General features: G+C 72.9%; 13 protein-coding genes. 6 read left to right on the top strand and 7 right to left on the bottom strand.

What is annotated here, in order from left to right; translation table 11 throughout:
• Positions 1 to 9: 9 nt before the first annotated feature.
• Positions 10 to 3,570: a methionine synthase gene (metH, locus tag F0L17_RS04060; RefSeq protein WP_155069997.1), complete on the bottom strand. Its 3,561-nt coding sequence runs from the start codon at positions 3,568 to 3,570 to the stop codon at positions 10 to 12.
• Positions 3,571 to 3,791: 221 nt separating this feature from the next.
• Between metH and F0L17_RS04065 the strand changes: the two genes are divergently transcribed.
• From F0L17_RS04065 to F0L17_RS04080, 4 genes are all read left to right on the top strand, one after another.
• Complete coding sequence (locus F0L17_RS04065) at positions 3,792 to 4,556, top strand: IclR family transcriptional regulator (RefSeq protein ID WP_155069998.1); 765 nt, start codon at positions 3,792 to 3,794, stop codon at positions 4,554 to 4,556.
• Between the two features lie 359 nt (positions 4,557 to 4,915).
• Positions 4,916 to 5,704 (top strand): aquaporin, encoded by a 789-nt coding sequence (locus F0L17_RS04070; RefSeq protein ID WP_162465766.1) that lies wholly within the window; start codon positions 4,916 to 4,918, stop codon positions 5,702 to 5,704.
• A gap of 93 nt (positions 5,705 to 5,797) precedes the next feature.
• A complete protein-coding gene (gene glpK, locus F0L17_RS04075; protein WP_155069999.1) occupies positions 5,798 to 7,315 on the top strand; it encodes a glycerol kinase GlpK in 1,518 nt (505 codons plus the stop codon).
• Positions 7,316 to 7,319: 4 nt separating this feature from the next.
• Positions 7,320 to 8,942: a glycerol-3-phosphate dehydrogenase/oxidase gene (locus F0L17_RS04080; RefSeq protein WP_155070000.1), complete on the top strand. Its 1,623-nt coding sequence runs from the start codon at positions 7,320 to 7,322 to the stop codon at positions 8,940 to 8,942.
• A 138-nt stretch (positions 8,943 to 9,080) separates the two neighbouring features.
• Here F0L17_RS04080 and F0L17_RS04085 read toward each other — a convergent pair whose 3' ends face one another.
• Positions 9,081 to 10,082 carry an aldo/keto reductase gene (locus F0L17_RS04085; protein ID WP_155070001.1) on the bottom strand — a complete coding sequence of 334 codons (1,002 nt, stop codon included), beginning with the start codon at positions 10,080 to 10,082 and terminating at the stop codon, positions 9,081 to 9,083.
• A 325-nt stretch (positions 10,083 to 10,407) separates the two neighbouring features.
• Here F0L17_RS04085 and F0L17_RS04090 point away from each other — a divergent pair, with 325 nt between their 5' ends.
• Positions 10,408 to 11,493, top strand: coding sequence for a PAC2 family protein (locus F0L17_RS04090; RefSeq protein ID WP_162465767.1), 1,086 nt, complete (start codon positions 10,408 to 10,410; stop codon positions 11,491 to 11,493).
• Positions 11,494 to 11,631: 138 nt separating this feature from the next.
• Here the strand turns inward: F0L17_RS04090 and mshC are convergent, their stop codons facing one another.
• The 4 genes from mshC to F0L17_RS04110 form a co-directional block, all read right to left on the bottom strand.
• A complete protein-coding gene (gene mshC, locus F0L17_RS04095) occupies positions 11,632 to 12,861 on the bottom strand; it encodes a cysteine--1-D-myo-inosityl 2-amino-2-deoxy-alpha-D-glucopyranoside ligase (RefSeq protein ID WP_155070002.1) in 1,230 nt (409 codons plus the stop codon).
• 104 nt (positions 12,862 to 12,965) lie between these two features.
• Positions 12,966 to 13,934, bottom strand: coding sequence for an SCO1664 family protein (locus tag F0L17_RS04100; protein ID WP_420802376.1), 969 nt, complete (start codon positions 13,932 to 13,934; stop codon positions 12,966 to 12,968).
• The gene (locus F0L17_RS04105) at positions 13,898 to 14,488 is read right to left on the bottom strand and encodes a DUF3090 family protein (RefSeq protein WP_162465769.1); all 591 of its coding nucleotides are present in this window, start codon (positions 14,486 to 14,488) and stop codon (positions 13,898 to 13,900) included. The genes F0L17_RS04100 and F0L17_RS04105 overlap by 37 nt, the downstream gene beginning before the upstream one ends.
• A 117-nt stretch (positions 14,489 to 14,605) precedes the next feature.
• On the bottom strand, positions 14,606 to 15,322 hold the full coding sequence (locus tag F0L17_RS04110) for a histidine phosphatase family protein (protein WP_155070004.1): 717 nt from the start codon (positions 15,320 to 15,322) through the stop codon (positions 14,606 to 14,608).
• A gap of 121 nt (positions 15,323 to 15,443) precedes the next feature.
• Here F0L17_RS04110 and corA point away from each other — a divergent pair, with 121 nt between their 5' ends.
• Positions 15,444 to 16,427: a magnesium/cobalt transporter CorA gene (corA, locus tag F0L17_RS04115; protein ID WP_338018235.1), complete on the top strand. Its 984-nt coding sequence runs from the start codon at positions 15,444 to 15,446 to the stop codon at positions 16,425 to 16,427.
• Here corA and F0L17_RS04120 read toward each other — a convergent pair.
• Positions 16,405 to 17,277 carry a ferritin-like domain-containing protein gene (locus F0L17_RS04120; protein WP_155070006.1) on the bottom strand — a complete coding sequence of 291 codons (873 nt, stop codon included), beginning with the start codon at positions 17,275 to 17,277 and terminating at the stop codon, positions 16,405 to 16,407. The two genes, corA and F0L17_RS04120, sit on opposite strands and share 23 nt — an antisense overlap.
• Between the last annotated feature and the right edge of the window lie 42 nt (positions 17,278 to 17,319).

Consider the following 17,319-nt stretch of genomic DNA (forward strand, 5'->3'; position numbering starts at 1 on the left):
GACAACCGACTACCGCGCGTTGAAGTACTTGGCCTCGGGGTGATGGACGACGATCGCGTCGGTGGACTGCTCGGGGTGGAGCTGGAACTCCTCGCTCAGCTTCACCCCGATCCGCTCGGGCCGGAGCAGCTCGGCGATCTTGCCGCGATCCTCCAGGTCGGGGCAGGCTCCGTACCCCAACGAGAAACGGGCCCCGCGGTACTTCAGGGCGAACATGTCCTCGATCGCGTCGGGGTCCTGCCCGGCGAACCCCAGCTCGGAACGCACCCGGGCGTGCCAGTACTCGGCCAGCGCCTCGGCGAGCTGCACCGACAGCCCGTGCAGCTCCAGGTAGTCGCGGTAGGCGTCGGCGGCGAACAACTCGGCGGTCGCCTCACCGATGCGGGAGCCGACGGTGACCACCTGCAGCCCGACCACGTCCGTCTCGCCCGACCGCGCCGGACGGAAGAAGTCGGCCAGGCACAGCCGGCGCCCACGGCGCTGCCGGGGGAAGGTGAAGCGGCACCGCTCGCCGCCGTCCTCGTCCAGCACCACCAGGTCGTCCCCCTCGGAGTGGCAGGGGAAGTAGCCGTAGACCACCGCCGCCTCCAGCAGGTTCTCGGTGTGCAACCGCTCCAGCCAACCGCGCAGCCTCGGGCGCCCCTCGGACTCCACCAGCTCCCGGTAGGAGGGACCGTCCCCGGTGCGAGGGGCCTTGAGCCCCCACTGGCCCTTGAACAGCGCGCCCTCGTCCAGCCAGGCGGCGTACTCCTTGAGCGGGATGCCCTTGACCACCCTGGTGCCCCAGAAGGGAGGGGTGGGCACGGGATTGTCCACGGCCACGTCCGAGCGCACCGGCCCGGACTCGGTCCGCTCCTCGACCACCGTCGCCGTGCCGCGCACCCGCCGCTGCCGCAGCTCCGGCAACTTCGCGCCGGGCACCCCGCGCTTGACGGCGATCAGGGCGTCCATCAGCCGCAGCCCCTCGAAGGCGTCCCGCGCGTAGCGGACCTCACCGGCGTAGATCTCGTGCAGGTCCTGCTCGACATAGGCACGGGTCAGGGCCGCACCGCCGAGGATGACCGGATACTTCGCCGCCAGGCCGCGGGCGTTGAGCTCCTGAAGGTTCTCCTTCATGATCACGGTGGACTTCACCAACAGCCCGGACATCCCGATCACGTCCGCCTTGTGCCGCTCGGCGGCCTCCACGATCGCGGACACCGGCTGCTTGATCCCGAGGTTGACCACCGTGTAGCCGTTGTTGGACAGGATGATGTCCACCAGGTTCTTGCCGATGTCGTGCACGTCGCCGCGCACGGTGGCCAGCACGATCGTGCCCTTGCCCTCGGCCCCCTCCACCTTCTCCATGTGCGGCTCCAGGTACGCCACCGCCGCCTTCATCACCTCGGCCGAGGTCAGCACGAACGGCAACTGCATCTGCCCGGAACCGAACAGCTCGCCGACGACCTTCATGCCCTCCAGCAGCACCTCGTTGACGATCTCCAGCGCCGAACGCGTCCGCAGCGCGGCGTCCAGGTCCGCCTCCAGACCGCCTCGCTCACCGTCGATGATCCGCCGCTTGAGCCGCTCCTCCAACGGCAGCGCCGCCAGCTCCTCGGCCCGGGAGGCCTTCACGCTCCTGGTGTCCACGCCCTCGAACAGTTCCAGGAACCGCTGGAGGGGGTCGTACCCCTCCCGCCGCCGGTCGTGGATCAGATCCAGGGCGACCTCGACCTGCTCGGCCGGAATCCGCGCGATCGGCAGGATCTTCGCCGCGTGCACGATCGCCGAATCCAGCCCGGCCTTGACGCACTCGTGGAGGAAGACCGAGTTGAGTACCATCCGCGCGGCCGGGTTGAGGCCGAAGGAGATGTTCGACAGCCCCAACGTGGTCTGGACCTCCGGGTGGCGGCGCTTGAGCTCGCCGATCGCCTCGATCGTGGCCAGGCCGTCCCCGCGGGACTCCTCGGTGCCGGTGCAGATGGTGAACGTCAGACAGTCGATGATGATGTCCGACTCGCGGATCCCCCAGTTGCCCGTCAGGTCCGCGATCAACCGCTCGGCGACGGCGACCTTGCGTTCGGCGGTGCGGGCCTGGCCGTCCTCGTCGATGGTCAGCGCGATCAGCGCCGCACCGTGCTCCTTGGCCAGCGCCGTGATCCTCGCGAACCGCGAGTCGGGACCGTCGCCGTCCTCGTAGTTCACCGAGTTGATCACCGCACGGCCGCCCAGCTTCTCCAGGCCGGCCGCGATGACGGCCGGCTCGGTGGAGTCCAGCACGATCGGCAGCGTGGAGGCCGTCGCCAACCGACCGGCCAACTCGGCCATGTCCGCCACCCCGTCGCGGCCCACGTAGTCCACGCACACGTCCAGCATGTGCGCGCCCTCGCGGATCTGCTCGCGCGCCACCTCCACGCAGTCGTCCCACCGCCCGGCCAGCATGGCCTCGCGGAACTTCTTCGACCCGTTGGCGTTCGTCCGCTCCCCGATCGCCAGGTACGCGGTGTCCTGCCGGAACGGCACCGCCTGGTACAACGAGGCCGCCCCCGGCTCCGGACGCGGATCACGCTCGGCCGGAACCAGACCGCGCACCCGCTCCACCACCTGCCGCAGATGCTCCGGCGTGGTGCCACAGCAACCGCCCACCAGGGACAGCCCGTAGTCGGCCACGAACGTCTCCTGCGCCTCGGCCAACCCCTCGGGGTCCAACGGGAAGTGCGCACCGTCCTTGGTCAGCACCGGCAGCCCCGCGTTGGGCATGCACAGCAGCGGAACGCGCGAGTGGCGGGACAGGTGACGCAGGTGCTCGCTCATCTCCGCCGGACCGGTCGAGCAGTTCAGACCGATCATGTCGATGCCCAGCGGCTCCAACGCCGCCAACGCGGCCCCGATCTCACTGCCCAGCAGCATCGTGCCGGTCGTCTCGAACGCCAGCGAGCACAACACCGGCACGTCCACGCCCAGCGCGTCCAGCGCCCGCCGCGCACCCAGCACCGCCGCCTTGGTCTGCAACAGGTCCTGGGTGGTCTCCACCAACAGCGCGTCCGCCCCACCGGCGACCAGCCCCTCGGCGTTCGCCTGGAAACCGTCCCGCACGGTGGCGTACCCGATGTGCCCGAGCGTGGGCAGCTTGGTGCCCGGCCCCATCGAGCCCAGCACCCACCGCATCCGACCGTCGGAGTCGGTGAAGGAGTCCGCCACCTCACGGGCGATCCGCGCCCCGGCCTCGGACAGCTCCCCGATCCGGTCGGCGATCTCGTACTCCGAGAGCGCCGCGTGGTTGGCGCCGAAGGTGTTGGTCTCCACACAGTCCACACCCACCGCGAAGTACGCCTCGTGCACCGAGGCCACGATGTCCGGACGGGTGACGTTCAACACCTCGTTGCAGCCCTCCAGCTGCTGGAAGTCCTCCAGCGTGGGCTCGGCCGCCTGCAACATCGTGCCCATCGCCCCGTCGGCGACCACCACCCGCGAGGCGAACGCCTCACGCAGAGCGGCGACACGGGCTCGGGTGGTCTCCGGCGCGTTCGCGGGCTCGGGGCCGGCGGTGGGCGTCCGGTCGGAGGCGTGCGGGGTCGGCGAGGCTGCCATGAGGGGCTCCCAGAGGTGCGACGGCTGTCGGCTTTGCGTCTTCCATCGGAAGGCGCACCCGGCCAGGGTATCTGTCGACGCCCCGCGGGGCGCGGGTGTTCCGAGGCGTGGACTCCCCAGGCGGACGGCTACCACGACATCGGCATGATCCGATAGCGTTCGACATTGTCGAATGCTGTTTCATGTCCAGCGGAGAACCGAACACGAGGAGAGGGGCGCCGATGGCCCGGACCATCCAGTCGCTGGAGCGGGCGGCGGCCGTGCTGCGGCTGCTCGCCGGGGGCGAGCGGCGCCTCGGCCTGTCCGACATCGCCTCCGCCCTGGACCTGGCCAAGGGCACCGCCCACGGCCTGCTGCGCACCCTCCAGCGGGAGGGCTTCGTCGAGCAGGACCCCGCTTCCGGCAAGTACCAACTGGGCGCGGAGCTGCTGCGGCTGGGCAACAGCTACCTGGACGTCCACGAGCTGCGCGCCCGCGCCCTGGTGTGGACCGACGACCTGGCCCGCTCCAGCGGCGAGAGCGTCTACCTGGGGGTGCTCCACCAGCAGGGCGTGCTGATCGTGCACCACGTCTTCCGTCCCGACGACAGTCGTCAGGTGCTGGAGGTGGGGGCGATGCAGCCGTTGCACAGCACCGCGCTGGGCAAGGTGCTGGCGGCGTACGACCCGGTGGCGCACAGCGAGGCCATGGACGCGGAGCGCACGGCGCTGACGTCCCGCACCGTCACCGAACCGGAGGCGTTCGAGGAGGTCCTGGAGCTGACCCGGGCCCGCGGCTGGGGCTCGGACGTGGAGGAGACCTGGGAGGGCGTGGCCTCCATCGCCGCGCCCGTCCACGACCGCCGGCGGATGCCGGTGGGCGCCGTGGCCGTCACGGGGGCGGTGGAACGGGTGTGCGTCGACGGGACGATCCGGCCGCGCCTGGTGGCGGCCGTACGGGACTGCGCCCGGGCCGTCTCCCGCGACCTGGGCGCGGGACGCTTCTGACGCCCACCCCCTCCCCTCCTCTCCGCCCCCGGCGCTCCGGCTCGCTTCCGAGCCGCCCGCCCCCTCTTCGCGTCTCCCTCCGCCACGGCGTGGTCTTTTTTTCTGCTTGGCATACTTTTACCTCCTCTCCGAGGCCGCTTGCGTTGTTCCTTCGGACACCCTCCCGGGCGTTTTGGTACGTCTTGCCCTGTCCCTGGCGTTCACGGAGCGACAGGCCGCAGCCCACACCCTTGACGAGGTGTTCGCCGGGCATAAAACTGCCGTTCGGCGGTCGACAATGTCGAACACCGAACGGAATCGGCTCGCCTTCCCCACGTCCTCCATCTGGCTCCCTCCGGACACGAACTAAGGAGTCGCGGGTGTCCAGCTCCGACATATTCCTGGGCGAGACCATCGGTACCGCCGTGCTCATCCTGCTCGGCGGAGGCGTCTGCGCCGCCGTCACCCTCAAGCGCTCCAAGGCGGTGGGAGCCGGCTGGGTCGCCATCGCCTTCGGCTGGGGCTTCGCCGTCCTCACCGCCGCCTACATCGCCCTGGGCCCCTCCGGAGCCCACCTCAACCCGGCCGTCACCGTCGGGGTGGCCGTGCAGAGCGGCGAGTGGAACCGGGTCCCCGTCTACTTCGCCGGCCAGATGCTCGGCGCCATGCTCGGCGCCGTGCTGGTGTGGGTGTGCTACTACGGTCAGTTCACGGCGCACCTGACCGACCGCGAGATCACCGGCGGCCCCGGCGCCCAGGCGACCGCCGCGGCCGACAGGCAGCGCTCCGACGAGCCCGGACCGGTGCTCGGGATCTTCTCCACCGCCCCCGAGATCCGCAGCCCCGCGCAGAACCTGGCCACCGAGACCATCGCCACCACCGTCCTCGTCCTGGCGATCCTCACCCAGGGCCTCACCGAGGGACTGGCCCTGTCTGGCACCGGCGTGCTGATCACCGCCCTGGTCGTCGTCGGGATCGGCCTCTCGCTGGGCGGCCCGACCGGGTACGCCATCAACCCGGCCCGCGACCTGGGACCGCGTATCGTGCACGCCCTGCTGCCGCTGCCCAACAAGGGAGGCTCGGACTGGGGCTACGCCTGGGTGCCGGTGGTCGGCCCCCTGTTGGGCGGAGCCGTGGCGGGCGGCATCTACCGGCTCGCGTTCGCCTGACCCCGGCCCCCGGACGGACCGCCGACCAGGCGCCGCCGGGCACCCGCCTCCCTGCCCGCGCAACCACTCGCCCACCCCATGGAGCACTCCGACATGAGCGACACCCGCCGCGAGTTCATCGCCGCCATCGACCAGGGCACCACCTCCAGCCGCTGCATCGTCTTCGACCGGGACGGTCGCGTGGTCTCCGTCGGCCAGAAGGAGCACCGACAGATCTTCCCCGAGCCGGGCTGGGTCGAGCACGACGCCGCCGAGATCTGGACCAACGTCCGGGAGGTCGTCTCCGAGGCCCTGCGCAAGGCCGAGATCACCCGCCGGGACGTGCGGGCCCTGGGCATCACCAACCAGCGCGAGACGACCCTGCTGTGGGACCGGACCACCGGCGAACCGGTCCACAACGCCATCGTCTGGCAGGACACCCGCACCGACGCCCTCTGCAAGGAACTGGCCCGCAACGTCGGTCAGGACCGCTTCCGCCGTGAGACCGGCCTGCCGCTGGCCTCCTACTTCGCGGGCCCGAAGATCCGCTGGCTGCTGGAGAACGTCGCCGGTCTGCGCGAGCGCGCCGAGGCCGGCGAGATCCTCTTCGGCACCATGGACTCCTGGGTGATCTGGAACCTCACCGGCGGTCCCGACGGCGGCGTGCACGTCACCGACGTCACCAACGCCTCCCGCACCCTGCTGATGAACCTGCGCACCCTGGACTGGGACCCGCGCATCTGCGAGTCGATGGGCGTGCCCACCGCGATGCTGCCCGAGATCCGCTCCTCGGCCGAGGTGTACGGCGAGGCCCGGGGCGAGTTGGCGGGCGTGCCGGTGGCCTCCGCGCTCGGCGACCAGCAGGCCGCGCTGTTCGGCCAGACCTGCTTCTCGTCGGGCGAGGCGAAGTCGACCTACGGCACCGGCACCTTCCTGCTGCTCAACACCGGCTCCGAGGCCGTCAACTCCTACAACGGGCTACTGACCACCGTCGGCTACCGCATCGGCGACCAGGCCCCGGTGTACGCGCTGGAGGGCTCGATCGCCGTCACCGGCTCCCTGGTGCAGTGGATGCGCGACCAGATGGGCCTGATCAACAGCGCCGCCGAGATCGAGACGCTGGCCGGCTCGGTCGAGGACAACGGCGGCGCCTACTTCGTCCCCGCCTTCTCGGGACTGTTCGCCCCCTACTGGCGTTCCGACGCCCGGGGTGTCATCGCGGGTCTGACCCGGTACGTCACCAAGGCCCATCTCGCCCGCGCGGTGTTGGAGGCGACCGCCTGGCAGACCCGCGAGATCGTCGACGCGATGGAGAAGGACTCCGGCGTCGAGCTGACCGCCCTGAAGGTGGACGGCGGCATGACCAGCAACAACCTGCTGATGCAGCAGATCTCGGACGTCCTGGACGCTCCGGTGGTGCGGCCGATGGTCGCCGAGACCACCTGTCTGGGGGCCGCCTACGCCGCCGGCCTGGCCGTCGGCTTCTGGCCCGACACCGACGCGCTGCGCGCCAACTGGCGCCGGGCCGCGGAGTGGACCCCCCGGATGGAACAGGACGTGCGGGAACGCGAGTACCGGAACTGGCTCAAGGCCGTGGAGCGGTCCATGGGCTGGATCGAAGAGGAGAAGTGACCCGATGAACAGCACCATGCGAGGCGTTCCCACCCTCGGGACGCGCCCGGCGGCGGGCCCCGGCCCCGGCCGCGCCGAGACCAGGGAGGTGCTGGCCGGCGCCGTCTTCGACCTGCTGGTCGTCGGCGGCGGCATCCTGGGCACCTCCGTGGCCTGGCACGCGGCGCAGTCCGGACTGAGGGTGGCGATGGTGGACGCCGGCGACTTCGCCGGCGCCACCTCCTCGGCCTCCTCCAAGCTCGTCCACGGCGGGCTGCGCTACCTGCAGACCGGCGCGGTGAAGCTGGTCGCCGAGAACCACCACGAGCGGCGGGTGCTGGCCAAGGACGTGGCCCCGCACCTGGTCAACCCGCTCACCTTCCACCTGCCGGTCTACCGGGGCGGTCCGCACGGCGCGGCCAAGCTGGGCGCGGGCGTCTTCGCCTACTCCGCCCTGTCCGCCTTCGGCGACGGGGTGGGGCGGCTGATCTCCCCGTCGCGGGCCGCGGCCGACAACCCGGCGCTGCGCACCGAGGGCCTCAAGGCCGTCGCGGTCTACGGCGACCACCAGATGAACGACTCCCGGGTCGCGGTGATGACCGTCCGCGCCGCCGTCGAGTCGGGTGCCGTGGTCCTCAACCACGCCGAGGTCACGGGCCTGCGCTTCACCGATGGCCGGGTGACCGGCGCCGAGCTGCGGGACCGGCTGGACGGCACCGAGTTCGGCGTCGACGCCCGGCTGGTGCTCAACGCCACCGGCCCGTGGGTGGACCACCTGCGGCGGATGGAAAACCCGGGCGCGGCCCCCGGTATCCGGCTCTCCAAGGGCGCCCACCTGGTGCTGAAGCGGACGGCCCCGTGGCGGGCCGCGATGGCCACGCCCGTCGACAAGTACCGCATCACCTTCGCCCTCCCCTGGGAGGACCACCTGCTGCTGGGCACCACCGACGAGGAGTACGAGGGCGACCCGGCCGAGGTGTCGGCCACCGACGCCGACGTCCGGCAGATCCTGGACGAGGCCGCGTTCTCCGTCCGGGACGAGCAGCTCTCGCCCGACCTGGTGACGTACGCCTTCGCGGGCCTGCGGGTGCTGCCCGGCGGTCCCGGGGGCGTGGAGTCGGCCAGGCGGGAGACGGTCGTCACCGAGGGGCGCGGCGGGATGCTCTCGGTCGCGGGCGGCAAGTGGACCACCTACCGGCACATCGGCCGCACGGTGCTGCGGAAGCTGGCGACGCTGCCGGGAACCGCGCGGAGCGGGTTCACCGAGGACACCGTGCCGGTCTCCCAACTGGTGCGGCGGGTGCCGCTGCCGGGCGTGGCCAACCCGAACGCGGTCGCCCACCGACTGCTGGTGGACCGCGAGCCGGGCACCCGGCTCGACCCGCTGACCGCCCGCCACCTGGCCACCCACTACGGCGCGCTGGCCTTCGACATCGCCCGTCTGGTGCACGAGGACCCGGCGCTGGGCGAGCGCGTCCACCCGGACGCCCCGGAGATCTGGGCGCAGGTGGTCTACGCGCGGGACCACGAGTGGGCCGCCACGGCGGACGACGTGCTGCGCCGCCGCACCACGCTCACCATCCGCGGTCTGGACACCGAGGAGGTCCGCCGGAGGGTCGAGGAGGTGCTGGCGAAGCGCCGGAGTTGAGCCGTCTCCGCCCCGGGGCGGCCCCGGGGCGGAGACGGGACGGCCCCGGGACGGCGATGGCGCCCCCGCCGTCCCCCGCCGTCCCGGGGCCGTTCCCGCGGCGGACCGCGCCACCCGGCCCGCCGCCGGGCCGCCCCGTCATCCCGGCAGGGGGAGGTCGTCCCGCAGCAGACCGCGCTCGACCAGCGCCGACCACATCTCCGCCGGGATCTCGTGGGCGAACATCCGCGCGTTGTCCCGCACCTCCTCCTCGGCGGAGCAGCCGACGACCACCGAGGCCACCGCCGGGTGACCGAAGGGGAAGCGCAGCGCGGCCGCCCGCAGCGGCACCCCGAACTCCCCGCACGCCTCCCGGATCCGCCGCGCCCGCTCCAGCATCTCCGGCGGCGCCTCCCGGTAGTCGTAGTGGGCTCCGGGCCGGGGGTCGGCGAGCAGCCCGGAGTTGTAGACGCCGCCGACGACGACCGAGGTGCCGCGCCGGGCGCACACCGGCAGCAGGTCGTCGGCCGCCCGGTGGTCCAGCAGGGTCCACCGGCCGGCGCACAGCACCACGTCGACGTCGAGGTCGGCGACGAAGCGGGCGAGGTGGTCGCTGTGGTTCATGCCGAAGCCGATCGCCCCCACCAGCCCCTCGGCCCGCAGTTCGGCCAGCGCGGGGAAGCCCGTCTCGTACACCTCGCGGACGTGCCGTTCCACGTCGTGCAGCAGCACGATCTCCACCCGGTCGGTGCCCAGCCGCTCCAGGGACGCCTCGATCGTGGCGCGGACGCCGTCCCGGGTCAGGTCCCACTCGCGCACGCGCGGCGGGGTCTCCACGAAGCCCTCGCCGTCGGGCGGTGCCTCGCCCGGGCGGAGCGGACGCAGCCGCCGTCCGACCTTGGTGGAGATCACGTACGAGGCGCGGTCGCGGCCGGCCAGGGCTCGGCCGAGGCGCTCCTCGGACAGGCCCACGCCGTAGTGCGGCGCGGTGTCCAGGTAGGTCCAGCCCTCCTCCAGGGCGGCCTTAACCACCGCGCGGGCCCGCTCCTCGCCGACGGGGCGGCGGAAGTTGCCGATGGGCGCGCACCCCAGGCCCAGCGGCGGGAGCCGCACCCCGGTGCGGCCGATCTCCCGCTCTCGTGTTCCGGTGTGTCCCGTCATCCTCGTCCCCTCCCGCGGCGCTCCCCGGCTGTCCGGGATCCTCCGGTGATCCTCCGACGTCCCCGCCCACACCGCAATACACCGGTTCAGCGGCGGTCGGATGAGGTGCCGGCACCGATCCCCCACGGGCGTCCCCGACCGACGGTCCCTTCGGACACCCGCGCCCTTATCCGGACGCATCCGCACCTCCTCACCCCGAAAGCCTCCGGGGAGGAATGCGGGGGCTGCGGCGCGGGCACGGTCACGCCGTAGGCTGGGCCCGCACGGTAGAGGAACGTCAGCCGGTACGGAGCAGGCGCTCCGGTCGGCCGGAAGGAGGCACTGGGTGATCGAGCTCGAGGGAGTTCCCGAGCTGGTCGACCCGGTCATGGTGGCCGCGTTCGAAGGCTGGAACGACGCCGGTGACGCCGCCTCCGCCGCGGTCGCCCATCTGGAGCGGGAGTGGAAGGGCGAGGTGTTCGCCGCGCTGGACGCCGAGGACTACTACGACTTCCAGGTCAACCGCCCCCAGGTGTGGCTGGAGGGCGGTGTGCGCAGGATCACCTGGCCGACGACCCGCCTGTCGGTGGTGCGCGTCGGCGACGCCGACGGCCGGGGGCGCGCCCGCGACCTCGTGCTGGTGCGCGGCATCGAGCCGAGCATGCGTTGGCGGTCCTTCTGCAACGAGATCCTGGGGTTCGCCCACGAACTGGGCGTGGAGATGGTCGTCGTGCTCGGCGCGCTGCTCGGTGACACTCCGCACACCCGCCCGGTGCCGGTCACCGGCGTCACATCCGATCCCGACCTGGCTCGCACGATGGACCTGGAGGAGTCCCGCTACGAGGGCCCCACCGGCATCGTCGGCATCCTCCAGGAGGCGTGCACGCACGCGGGCGTGCCGGCCGTGAGCCTGTGGGCCGCGGTGCCGCACTACGTCTCGCAGCCGCCCAACCCCAAGGCGACGCTCGCCCTGCTCAACCGGCTGGAGGACCTGCTGGACGTGCGGATCCCGCTGGGCGAGCTGCCGGAGGACGCCCGCGCCTGGCAGTTGGGCGTGGACCAGCTCGCCGCCGAGGACAACGAGGTCGCCGAGTACGTGCAGTCGCTGGAGGAGGCCCGCGACACCGCGGACCTGCCGGAGGCGTCGGGCGAGGCGATCGCCAAGGAGTTCGAGCGCTACCTGCGACGGCGGGACGGCCAGCCCGGCGGCGGCCACGCCACCGGCGGCGGTGCGACGGCGTCCGAGGGCGGCTCGTACCTGCGCGACCCCTCCAGGGGGTTGGGCCGTCCGTCGAAGGCGTCCGACGAGGACCCCAAAGGGCCCGGGAGCGCCGGGAGGGCCGAGGGATCAGGTGACGGCGGCGCCGGTGGCGAGGATGGCGGAACGTCCGGGAACGAGGAGGACGGGGGGTCGTCCGAGAAGGACGACTGACCGGCCGGTCGACGAGGTCGCGGGGCCGGGGCGGGACGTGCGGCGTCCGCTCCGGGGCGTCCGGCTCCGGCCGGGCGCGCCCACCGGAGCGTGCCCGTCCCCCGCGCCCGTCGGGCACGGGGGACGGGGGACGTCCGGCTAGAGCGCGACGCCCAACAGGGCGTCCACGGCCCGCGACACCAGGCCGGGCGCGCCGGTGTCCGTGCCGCCCTCCGTCCGCTGGCGTTCGGCCCACCGGTCGACGGCGGTCAGCGCGGCGGGGGCGTCCAGGTCGTCGGCGAGGGCCTCGCGGATCTCCTCCAGCAGCGCCCCGGCCGGAGGACCGTCCGGGCGGGAGACGGCGGCGCGCCAGCGGCTCAGCCGCGCGACCGCCTCGTCCAGGACGGTGTCCGTCCACTCCCAGTCGGAGCGGTAGTGGTGGGCCAGCAGTGCCAGGCGGATCGCGACCGGGTCCACCCCGTCGCCCCGCAGCCGGCTGACGAAGACCAGGTTCCCCTTGGACTTCGACATCTTCTCGCCGTCCAGGGCGACCATCCCGGCGTGCACGTACGCCGTGGCCATCGGGTACTCGCCGGTGAGGACCTGGGCGTGCGAGGCCCCCATCTCGTGGTGCGGGAAGGCCAGGTCGGAACCGCCTCCCTGGACGTCGAAGCCCATGCCGAGGTGTTCCAGCGCGATGGCGACGCACTCGATGTGCCAGCCGGGGCGGCCCCGGCCGAGCGAGCCGCCGTCCCAGGCCGGCTCACCCTCGCGGGCGGCCACCCACAACAGCGGGTCCAGCGGGTTCTTCTTGCCGGGGCGGTCGGGGTCGCCGCCGCGCTCCGCCGACAGGTGGCGCATCGTTTCGACGTCCAGTCGGGAGACCGAACCGAAGCGGGCGTCGGAGGAGACCGAGAAGTAGATGTCACCGTCGAGCTCGTAGGTGGCGCCGGTCTCGCGCAGTCGTTCGACGATCGGCACGATCCGGGGTATGGCCTCGACGGCGCCGACGTAGTGCCGCGGGGGGAGCATCCGCAGGGCGGTCATGTCCTCGCGGAAGAGCGCGGTCTCCCGCTCGGCGAGGGCCGTCCAGTCCTCACCGGTGGCGGCGGCCCGTTCCAGCAGCGGGTCGTCGACGTCGGTGACGTTCTGCACGTAGTGAACCTGCCGCTTGGTGTCGAGCCACACGCGCTGCACCAGGTCGAACGCGTTGTAGGTCGCCGCGTGTCCGATGTGGGTGGCGTCGTAGGGCGTGATGCCGCAGACGTAGATGCGGGCGACGGGACCGGGGGTGAGGGTCACCCGTCCCCCGGTCGAGGTGTCGTGGAGGCTGAGGTCGCGGCCCTGACCTGGCAGGGCGGGCACCTCGGAAGCGGGCCAGGCATGCATGGTCATGAGCGTAACCGGCGATTGGTGGTGCCCACGAGTGGGATCCGAGCCACCGGCCGGTCCGTCTCGGGCCGGTGCCGGGCCGGTGCCGGGGCGGAACGCGGTCAGATGGGCGGCCAGGGAACGGCCGGCCAGTCCCCGCCGGGCACCGGGTGGCGTCCGGTCTCCAGCAGCCCGCGGACCCGTCCGCGCAGGGCGTCCAGCTCCGCGGGGGTGATCAGCTCGCCCATCCGGACGGCCAGGGGGCCGTCGTCCAGCGCCGCGAGCAACCTCCGCAACGGTTCCAGGACCTCGGCGGGCAGCGGCTCACCGGCCCACCCCCACAGCAGCGTGCGCAGCTTGTCGTCGGTGTGGAAGGTCACGCCGTGGTCGATGCCGTACAGCCGCCCGTCGGGGGTGGTCAGCAGGTGTCCGCCCTTGCGGTCGGCGTTGTTGATCACCGCGTCGAGGACGGCGAGACGGCGCAGCCGCGGGTCGTCGGCGTGCACCAGCAGGGCGGTGCGTCCCTCCCCCACGTCGACGAGGCCGATGGGCTTCCACCCCTCTTCGGGCTCCGCGTCCTCCACCAGCGCGAGGAGTCCGCCGCCCGGTCCATCGGACTCCTCCGCTCCTTCGGCGGCGCCCTCGGGCCCGCCCGGCCCGTCCGGAGGAGCGGCCCCGTCCGGACGGGGACCGATCCACAGTTGGCACATGCCCTCGCCGTACGGACCGTCGCGCAGCACGGTCGGCGGCACCAGGTGCCAGCCGAGCGCCTCGGAGATCTCGTACGCCGCCACCTCGCGCCGCGCCAGGTTGCCGTCGGGGAAATCCCACAGCGGACGCTCCCCGCGCACCGGCTTGTAGACACAGGGCACTGCGCGGCCGTCGCCCTCCACCGTGCAGTACAGCACCGCGTTGGACGCCTCGCGGAGCCGTCCGCGCACCGTCAGCTCGCCCTCGGCCAACACCCGGGCCGGCGGGGCGGTCGGTTCCGGTGGCCCCGAACACCTCGACGGTTTCGCGGGCCCCGGTGTTCCGGTTCCGGTTCCGGTCCGCGTCACGGCTGTCGGCGGTATCCGTTCTGGCGCGGGCACACGTGTCCCTCCGGGTCGAGCGGCAGACTGCACAGCGGGCACGGCGGGCGCCCCGCCCGGACGACCTCCATGGCGCGCTTGGCGAAGGCACGGGCCATGGCCCCGCTGATCCGCACCCGCAACACCGGTGGTCCGTTCTCGTCGTCCCTCAGCAACATCTCCTCGGCCTCGGCGAGTTCCTCGTCCGAGTCGGCCTCCAGCTCCACCAGGGCCTGGGCCTCGACGACGACGCACTCGTCCTCGCCGTCCCAGGCCAGCGCCATCGTGCCGACCCGGAACTCCTCCTCCACCGGGGTCGTCAGGGGCGCGTTGTCGGCCGTCTCGGCGGGGGCGACGGCCGGGACCGGGGCGCTGCCCCCGGTACGCCGCACGACCTCGTCGAGGAGCTCGTCGATGCGCTCGGCCAACGCTTCGACCTGCGCCTTCTCCAAGGCGACACTGGTGGTGCGGCCGGCCGCGGACGCCTGGAGGTAGAACGTCCGGCGGCCAGGCAGCCCGACCGTGCCGGCCACGAAGCGTTCCGGGGGGTCGTAGAGGAACACCTGACGGGACACGTCCTGCTCCATCGGCTCGACTGCTGGGTCACTGGCACCCTACTGCGCGCGGCGATCACCGTGCCTTCCGCCGGGCCCGTACGCGGTGCCCGTACGCCGTACCCGCGCGGTTCGCGCCTACGCTCCGCCTCCGACCGCCGCGTTGCCGTCGCCACCGGCCGGTCGGCCGGCCGCGGCCCCGTCCGGCTCGCGGTCCGGCTCGCGGGGGGCGAGGGAGGCGAGGTCGCCGGTGTCGCCCAGGCGCAGCAGGAAGGGGCGCACGGGGGTGTAGCGGATGGCGGTGACCGAGCAGGGCTCGACGTGGATGCGCTGGAAGAGGTCGAGGTGCAGACCGAGCGCGTCGGCCACCAGCGACTTGATGACGTCGCCGTGGGAGCACATCAGGTAGGTGGCGTCGGCGCCGTGCTCCCGCTCGATCCGCTCGTTCCACTCCCGCACGGCCTCCACCGCGCGGGACTGCATGCCGCGCATCGTCTCCCCGCCGGGGAAGGCCACGGAGGAGGGGTGCTGCTGGACGGCCGTCATCAGCGGTTCGTCGTTCAGCTCGGCGAGCTTGCGGCCCGTCCAGTCCCCGTAGTCGCACTCGCCGATGCGCTCCTCGGTGTGCAGCGGCAGCTCCGGCCGGGCCCGCGACAGCGGATCCAGGGTCTGGCGACAGCGTTCCAGGGGGCTGTGGACGGCGGCGGCCAGCGGCAGCGCGGCCAGGCGCCCGGGGAGCGCGGCGGCCTGGGCGGTGCCCAGGTCGTCCAGGGCGACGCCGGGAGTGCGTCCGGCGAGCAGCCCCGAGGTGTTGGCGGTGGACCGGCCGTGCCGGACGAGGAGCAGCGTGGGCATGGCTGCCAGCGTAGGCGAGGCGCGCGGCGGCCCGACAGGCGGTGTGGACAACCGCCGGTGCGGACGGCGGTACGGCCGCCGCGCGCACCGGTTCCGTCTGCGACACGGGCAGAATGGCGGGGTGATAGTCGACTGCGCGGTCTACCGGGACGGACGGCGCGCCGAGGAGCCCGCCGGCCTCACCGAGGCGCTCCGGACGGCCCGGGATTCCGGTGACACCTTCCTGTGGATCGGGCTGCACGAGCCCACCGACGACGAGCTCGCCCGCCTCTCCGAGGAGTTCGGGCTGCACCCGCTGGCGGTGGAGGACGTGCTGACGGCGCGCCAGCGCCCCAAACTGGAGCTCTACCGGGACTCGCTGTTCCTGGTGCTCAGGCCGGTCGACTACGACCCGTCGTCGGGGCGGGTGAGCACCGGGGAGCTGATGCTGCTCGTCGGCGACTCCTTCGTGATCTCCGTGCGGCACGGCGACATCAACCCGTTGGGCGAGGTGCGCGAACGGTTGGAGCACCGGCCCGAGGTGCTCCAACACGGCCCGACCGCGGTGATGTACGCGGTGAGCGACGCGGTCGTCGACCAGTACATGGAGGTGGCCGCGCGGCTCCAGGCCGACCTGGAGGAGCTGGAGGAGGCGGTCTTCACCCCGGACGGTCCGGCCGGGGGCGACACCGCGGGCCGCGTCTACGCCTTCAAGCGCCAGGTGCTGGAGTTCCGCCGCTCCACCGGACCGCTGACCGATCCGGTGGAGCGGCTGGCCGGCACCCGGGTGCCGTTCGTGCCCGAGAGTTCACGCCCGTTCTTCCGGGACGTCGCCGACCACCTGACCCGTGCCAACGACCAGGTCGAGACGTTGGACCGGTTGCTGTCGGACGTCCTGTCGGCCTATCTGGCGCAGGTGGGCGTCCGGCAGAACGACGACATGCGCAGGATCTCCGCCTGGGCGGCCATGGCGGCCGTCCCCACGATGATCGCCGGGGTCTACGGCATGAACTTCGACCACATGCCCGAGCTGCACCATCCGCTGGGCTATCCGGCGGTGATGGCGCTGACGGTCGCCGCGAGCCTCGGCCTGTACCGGTTCTTCAGGCGCCGCGGCTGGCTGTAGCGGCCCCGGCGGGCCCGGCGGCCTCCTCGGGCGGGGCGTCGGGCGGGTTTCCGGACGGGGTGAGCGCCTCGGGTGCCCGGGGGCGTCGGGAGCGGTCCGTCCGCTCGGGGGGCGGGGGCGGCAGGAGGTCCACCGTGCGACGCCGGCCGACCAGCCGCTCGTACGCGTACCCCGCCTGGACCCGCGCCTCCAGGGCCACCGACCGGGTCACGCGCCACCCCGACAGTCGGCCCACACGGGCCAGTACGGCGAGGACCACGTCGCGGTGGACGCCGACCTCGGCCGACGCGTTCTCCCGCAGCGCCAACCGGACGGCGGCGCCGTGCCCGGCCCGCGCGAAGCGCAGCAGCTCCTCGCGACAGTGGGCCAGGCGGTCCCGTTCGGCCGAGGCGATCTCCGCGGCGGCGTCGGCGACCTCCGGGCGGTCGGCGAGCCGGTCGGCGGCCAGGTCCAGCCAGGCGGTCGTCCGGACGGCGGTGACGTACCCGTGGGCGAGGTGGGCGACGACGTCCCGTTCGCTGATCGGCTCGCCACGGCGCACCCTGACGTGTACCGGGCAGCCGCCCCGCCGCTCCAGGAGCCGGGCGTGGTCCGCCTCCGGGGGGATCTCGGCCGGTTCCAGACCACGGGCCGCGAGCAGCGCGCCCAGCAGCCGGGCGTGCCGTTCCTGCTCGGCGCCGTGCCGGGCCACTCCGGGTGCCAGGTCGCGCAGCCCCTCGGGGACGAGCGCGGCGATCCGGCAGGTCTCGCGTCCTTCGCGGGCCAGCGTGGCGGCGACCAGCGAGCAGAGCAGCCGAAACGTCTCGTCGTCGCCGAGGATCTCCTTCGACAGGCCCCTCGTCCAGAACATGACCCGGCACCTCCGTGGACGTATCCGCAGGAGTCGAGTCAA

It is taken from the genome of Streptomyces taklimakanensis (assembly GCF_009709575.1).
In the GTDB taxonomy this organism is placed as follows: Bacteria; Actinomycetota; Actinomycetes; order Streptomycetales; family Streptomycetaceae; genus Streptomyces; species Streptomyces taklimakanensis.